At 70.2% G+C, this 5,432-nt stretch carries 4 protein-coding genes and 1 pseudogene; 4 read left to right on the top strand and 1 reads right to left on the bottom strand.

Features of this window, described 5'->3' with window-relative positions; translation table 11 throughout:
- Positions 1-202 precede the first annotated feature (202 nt).
- The 4 genes from BLW43_RS22225 to BLW43_RS22240 are packed head-to-tail and all read left to right on the top strand — an operon-like array spanning position 203 to position 5,089.
- Positions 203-1,816: an ABC transporter substrate-binding protein gene (locus BLW43_RS22225; protein WP_245731173.1), complete on the top strand. Its 1,614-nt coding sequence runs from the start codon at positions 203-205 to the stop codon at positions 1,814-1,816.
- Entirely contained in the window at positions 1,816-2,808 is a 993-nt protein-coding gene (locus BLW43_RS22230; protein ID WP_245731174.1) for an ABC transporter permease, read from the top strand. Before BLW43_RS22225 ends, BLW43_RS22230 begins: the two co-directional genes overlap by 1 nt.
- Positions 2,805-3,641, top strand: a complete 837-nt coding sequence (locus BLW43_RS22235) for an ABC transporter permease (RefSeq protein WP_245731175.1) — start codon at positions 2,805-2,807, stop codon at positions 3,639-3,641. The genes BLW43_RS22230 and BLW43_RS22235 overlap by 4 nt, the downstream gene beginning before the upstream one ends.
- A complete protein-coding gene (locus tag BLW43_RS22240) occupies positions 3,638-5,089 on the top strand; it encodes an ABC transporter ATP-binding protein (RefSeq protein ID WP_093257034.1) in 1,452 nt (483 codons plus the stop codon). The genes BLW43_RS22235 and BLW43_RS22240 overlap by 4 nt, the downstream gene beginning before the upstream one ends.
- A 107-nt stretch (positions 5,090-5,196) precedes the next feature.
- Here the strand turns inward: BLW43_RS22240 and BLW43_RS23255 are convergent.
- Positions 5,197-5,337, bottom strand: a pseudogene (locus BLW43_RS23255) (IS5/IS1182 family transposase); the annotation flags it as partial.
- Between the last annotated feature and the right edge of the window lie 95 nt (positions 5,338-5,432).

Consider the following 5,432-nt stretch of genomic DNA (forward strand, 5'->3'; position numbering starts at 1 on the left):
TCACCGCCCTCGGCATACCCGTCACCGAAGCCATAGGATGAGTCCGTCCGGGGAAAGGGGAAATCCGGCCCAGCCGTGATTTGCTCAACAGAGTCGTGCACACCCCTCAACCAATTCTTAGACTGCCGGCGCTACGTAACGATTAATTCGCGTAACTGTCATCTGTCATTGTTGGTTGCGAGGCATCTTTCTGAGCGATGAGGTGCGCACACGCAGCGATCCGCTTGCGAACGCGCCATGCGCGTTAAAATGTTACACATCCCTTCGAGCAGGAGCGCCGAGCTTGCGACATTTGCTGACCGGGCCGATCGCCCTCGCCATATTCGCGACCGCCAATGTCGCCACCCCCGCCGCGGCGCAGACGCGCACCGCTGTGTCGGTCGCCGCGCCCTGGCATGTGAACACCTACGAGCCGTCGCAGGACGGCTACATCTTCCAGCGCATGCAGATCGGCGAGACGCTGGTCGAGGTGTGTGACGAGGGTGCGCTCTGCCCCGGGCTTTCGACAGGCTGGACCGCCAGCGCCGACGGGCTGGAGTGGCGCTTCGACGTTCGACAGGGCGTGTTGTTCCACGACGGCGGGCGCATGGACGCCGAGACTGTCGCCGCCAGCCTGCGCCGCGCGGCCGGGCGGCCTGGTATTCTGTCCTCAGTCCCCGTGACCGCCATCACAACGGACCGAAGCGCCGTCGTCATCCGTCTCGAGACGCCCTATGCCGCGCTTCCGGCGGCGCTGGCGAACTACGGCGCGATGATCCTGGCGCCGACCAGCTTCGACGCCGAGGGGGCCGCCGTGGCCTTCGTCGGCACCGGCCCGTTCCGCATGGTCGGCATGGAGCCGCCGCTGTCGCTGGCTGCGGAACGCTTTGACGGCTACTGGGGCGAAGCCGCCAGCGTGTCCGAGGTCCGCTATCTCTCCTCGCACCGGCCGGAGACGCGGGCGCTGATGATCGAGAGCGGCGACGCCGATCTTGCGGTCAATCTCGACAAGGCCGGCTTTCACCGACTGGATGAACTGGATCTTTCCACGGTTCACGCCGTCGCCATCCCGCGCACCATCATGGTGAAGATGAACCTCGCCCGCCCGCAGCTGGCCGAGGCGGATGCGCGCCGCGCCCTGAGCCTCGCGATCGATCGCGAGGGCGTGGCGGCCGGTATTCTGGACTTTCCAGAATCGGCAGCCAACCAGTTGTTCCCGCCGGTGCTGACCGGCTGGCACGACGCCGCCGAGCCCCCCGCCGCGTACGACCCCGAGCAGGCGCGCGCGCTGCTGGCAGACCTCGGCTGGGCGCCCGGCCCGGACGGGGTGCTGGCGCGCGGCGGCGAGCGTTTTTCGCTGACCCTGCGCACCTACCCCAATCGTCCCGAATTGCCCCTCATCGCCGCGGCCCTGCAGGACCAGTGGCGCGACATCGGCGTGGAGGTGAAGGTCTCGGTCGGCAATTCCTCCGAGGTCCCGGGCGGTCACCAAGACGGCACGCTCGATCTCGCGCTTGCGGCGCGCAACTACGGTTTGACGCCTGATCCGGTCGTGAACGCGTTCGACGACTTCAAGGCTGGCGGCGGCGACTGGGGCGCGATGAACTGGGATGCGCCGGCGGTGCACGAGGCGCTACGCGTCGCGCTGGCCGAGGCTGATCCCGAGGCCCGCACCGAGGCCATCCGGGCCGTGACCAAGGCGCTTCAGGCCGAACTCCCCGTGATCCCAGTCGCCTGGTCGGTTCTGACCGCCGCCAGTGCGGCGAAGCTGGAAGGCGTGTCGATGGATCCTCTGGAGCGCAGCTACGGCCTTTCGCAGGTGCGGTGGTCCGACTGATGACGACCGCAATGGCGCGCGCCGCGCGCTGGACGATCCGGCCCGCCGCGGCGCAGAGCCTCGGCGGGCTAATTCTCGGCCGGCTGATCCAGGCGCTGATCGTCGCGCTCGTGGTCGGCGTGGTCGGCTTCGCCATGCTTGAGTCGCTGCCCGGCGACGCCGCCTATCGCATCGCCGCGGGGCGCTACGGCCACGACATGGTCAGCGCCGCAGCGGCGGAGCAGGTGCGGGCTGAACTCGGCCTCGACCGGCCATCTTGGGTGCGGCTGCTGGCGTGGGTTGGGCACCTACTGACTTTCGATCTCGGCCAAACGGCGGTGACGGGTGAGCGCGTCGTTGATGCCATCGCCCACCAGCTTGGCCACAGCGTGCTGCTGGCGGCGCTCGCGGTGGGGCTGGCGCTGCTGATCGCCACGCCGATCGGGGTGATGGCGGGCCTGAACCCCGGCGGCCTGTTCGACCGCATCACCGGGGTCGCCGCGATCCTGTTGCGCGCCACGCCGGCCTTCCTGCTGGGCGTCGTGCTGATCCTGCTGATTGCGGTTCGGATGCGCGCCGCCCCCGCCGCCGGCCACGCCCACGGCGCCAGCGCCTTCCTGCCCGCCCTGACGCTGGGACTGGTGCTGGCGTCGGTGCTGACCCGGGTGATCCGCAACGCGGTCGTCCGCACGGTATCCAGCGAGGCGTTCCAGTTCGCCCGCCACAAGGGCCTGTCGACCGGCGCGGCGCTGTGGCGGCACGGCGCGCGCAATGCGGCGGCGCCGGTCGTGGCCTATCTCGGCGTGCAGACCGCGCTGCTGCTGGAGGGCGTGGTTGTCGTCGAGAGCGTATTCGCCTGGCCCGGCATCGGCCACGCGCTTACCCACGCCGTCTTTGAGCGCGACGTGACCATGCTGCAGGGCACGGCGCTTGCGCTGGGGCTGTCGTTCGTGCTGCTCAGCTTCCTCATCGACCTCGCCTGCCGCGCTATCGATCCCAGGACCCGCGGATGACCGCCCCCGGAATGACTACCGGTGTCGGCCCCATCACCCTTGGCGGGATGCGCCCCGGCCGCGTGATCGGCCTCGTCGGCGCCGGCGTGATCGTCGCGCTGACGATCACGGGCCCGGACCTCGTCGGCTACGACCCTGCGCGACAGAACCTTCGCGCGGTCCTCGCGCCGCCCGGAACCGCCGGCCATCTGCTCGGCACCGACCATCTCGGCCGCGACATGGCTGCCCGCATCCTCGGCGGCGCGCAGTTGACGTTGGGGCTCGCGGCGCTGGCGGTCGGCACCGCGGCGGCGTTCGGCGTATCGCTCGGGATGCTCGCGGGCTGGCGGGGCGGCTGGACCGACCGGCTGCTCGGCGCCTTCGCCGATGGGGTGCTGGCGCTGCCGGGGCTGTTGCTGGTTATGCTGCTGGCCGCGATCCGGCCCGACAGTTGGTGGACGCTGTACGCCGGATTGTCCCTTACGCTCTGGGTCGAGTTCTTCCGGGTCGCCCGTCAACGCGCGCGGGTGCTGACGGCGGGAGAGGCGGTGCAGGCGGCGGAGTTGCTCGGCCTCGGGCGCTGGCACATCGTGCGCCGCCATCTCTGGCCCGATCTCGCGCAGCAGGTGCTGACGCTCGCGGCGTTCGGCGGCGCAACCGTCGTGACGGCGCTGGCCACCCTCGGCTTCATCTCGGTGGGGCTGCGTCCGCCGACCCCGGAATGGGGGGTGATGATGTCGGAGCTTCTGCCTAGCTGGCGCAGCGCGCCATGGGCTATCGCCGCGCCGATCCTTGCGCTGGCCACAACCGTGCTGTGCTTGCGCCTGATTGCGGGCGAGGAGACCGAAGCATGACCCTCCGCGTCGACGATCTACGCGTCTCAACAGGGGGCCGCCGGCTGGTCGGCCCGGTCGGGTTCACCGTCGAGCCTGGCCGGCCGCTGGTCATCCTGGGCGAGACCGGCGCCGGCAAAAGCCTGATCGCCCAGGCGGTGATGGGCTCGCTGCCGCGCGGGTTGATCGCTTCAGGCGCCGTGTCGCTTGACGGCGCGCGCGTGGACGCCCTCCCCCGAGGCGCGCGTGAGGCGCTGTGGGGCCGGCGGATCGCCATTCTGCCGCAGGAGCCCTGGCGCGCGCTCGACCCGCTAATGCGCAACCTGTCGCAGGTCGCGGAAACCCATGCCGAGGTCGCGGGGCAAGATTGGGCGCAGGCGCGCACGCTCGCCCGCGCCGATCTCGCGGATCTCGGCCTGGGCGCGCAGGCGGCGGCCGCGCGGCCCGGGCAGCTTTCGGGCGGGATGGCGCAGCGCGTCGCCTTCGCCGCCGCCACCGCCGCCGGCGCCCGAACGCTGCTGGCTGACGAGCCGACAAAAGGCCTCGACGACGCCCGGCGCAACGACGTGGCGCGCCTGCTGCGGCGGTTCGTCGAGGGCGGAGGCGTTCTGATCGCCATCACCCATGACATCGCCGTGGCCCGCGCGTTGGGCGGCGACGTGATGATCTTGCGGGACGGCGAGGTGCTGGAGACCGGCCCTTCCGAACGCATCCTTTCTGATCCGCAGAGCGACTACGGCCGCGCGCTCGTCGAGGCCGACCCGGAGAACTGGCCATTCTGGACCTCGACGGCCGCCGGTGCGCCCGTGCTGGCCGCCGAAGCGATCACCGTCGGCCGCGGCGGCCGGGCGCTGTTGGGCGGACTGACATTCGCGCTGCGCGAGGGCGCGCGTATTGGGGTGATCGGGCCGAGCGGCCTTGGCAAGACCTCGCTTCTCGACACCTTGGCTGGACTGATCGAGCCGATGTCGGGCCGACTGTTGCGGCACGGCGCGGGCGAGCGCCCTCTGGCGGTGCAGAAGCTGTTCCAGGACCCGCCCGCCGCCTTCGCGCCTTTGGCTACGTTGGCGGAACAGTTCCGCGACCTGGCGCGCCGGCACGGCCTCGTCCCTCAGGCGATCCCGGCGCTGATGCAGCGTCTCGGTCTCGCGCCGGAACTGCTTGATCGACGGCCGGCACAGGTGTCGGGGGGCGAGTTGCAGCGGCTCGCGCTGGCGCGGGTGCTGGCGCTGCGCCCTGCGGCGATCCTCGCGGACGAACCCACGTCGCGGCTCGACCCTGTCACCCAGCGCAACGTGATGGCGGTGATCGGCGAGGCGGCGGAGGAGGCCGGCGCCGCGGTCATGCTCGTCACCCACAACGGCGCGCTCGCGCAGCGTTGGGCCGGCACAGTGCTGGACCTCGCAAGGCACGCGGTCGCCGCCGAGGGCGTCGTGGTTCAGACGCCGGAGCGCGCCTCCGCCGCATGAAGCGGGTAAAGGCAGGCGCTACGAACTCCCGAAAACGGCTGGTCGATGGGCAGGACTCTGTTGTGCAAATCGACGTGGGGACGGACTTCCCCTTTCCCCGGACGGACTCATCCTATGGCTTCGGTGACGGGTATGCCGAGGGCGGTGAAGCGGTTCAGCACGGCGACCCTGACGTGGAGTTCCGCGACCTGACGGTCGAAGTCCCTCGCCATGAGCCGCTGACCGAGGAGCTTGACGCAATGCATCTTCCCCAACTTCGACAGCAAAACGCGTAAGCGATTGATATTGTTATGGCCGGATGGGCCAAAATGTAACTACACGGGCTTGTCAGGCTGGTTTTGGC

This window comes from Rubrimonas cliftonensis (assembly GCF_900107585.1).
In the GTDB taxonomy this organism is placed as follows: Bacteria; Pseudomonadota; Alphaproteobacteria; order Rhodobacterales; family Rhodobacteraceae; genus Rubrimonas; species Rubrimonas cliftonensis.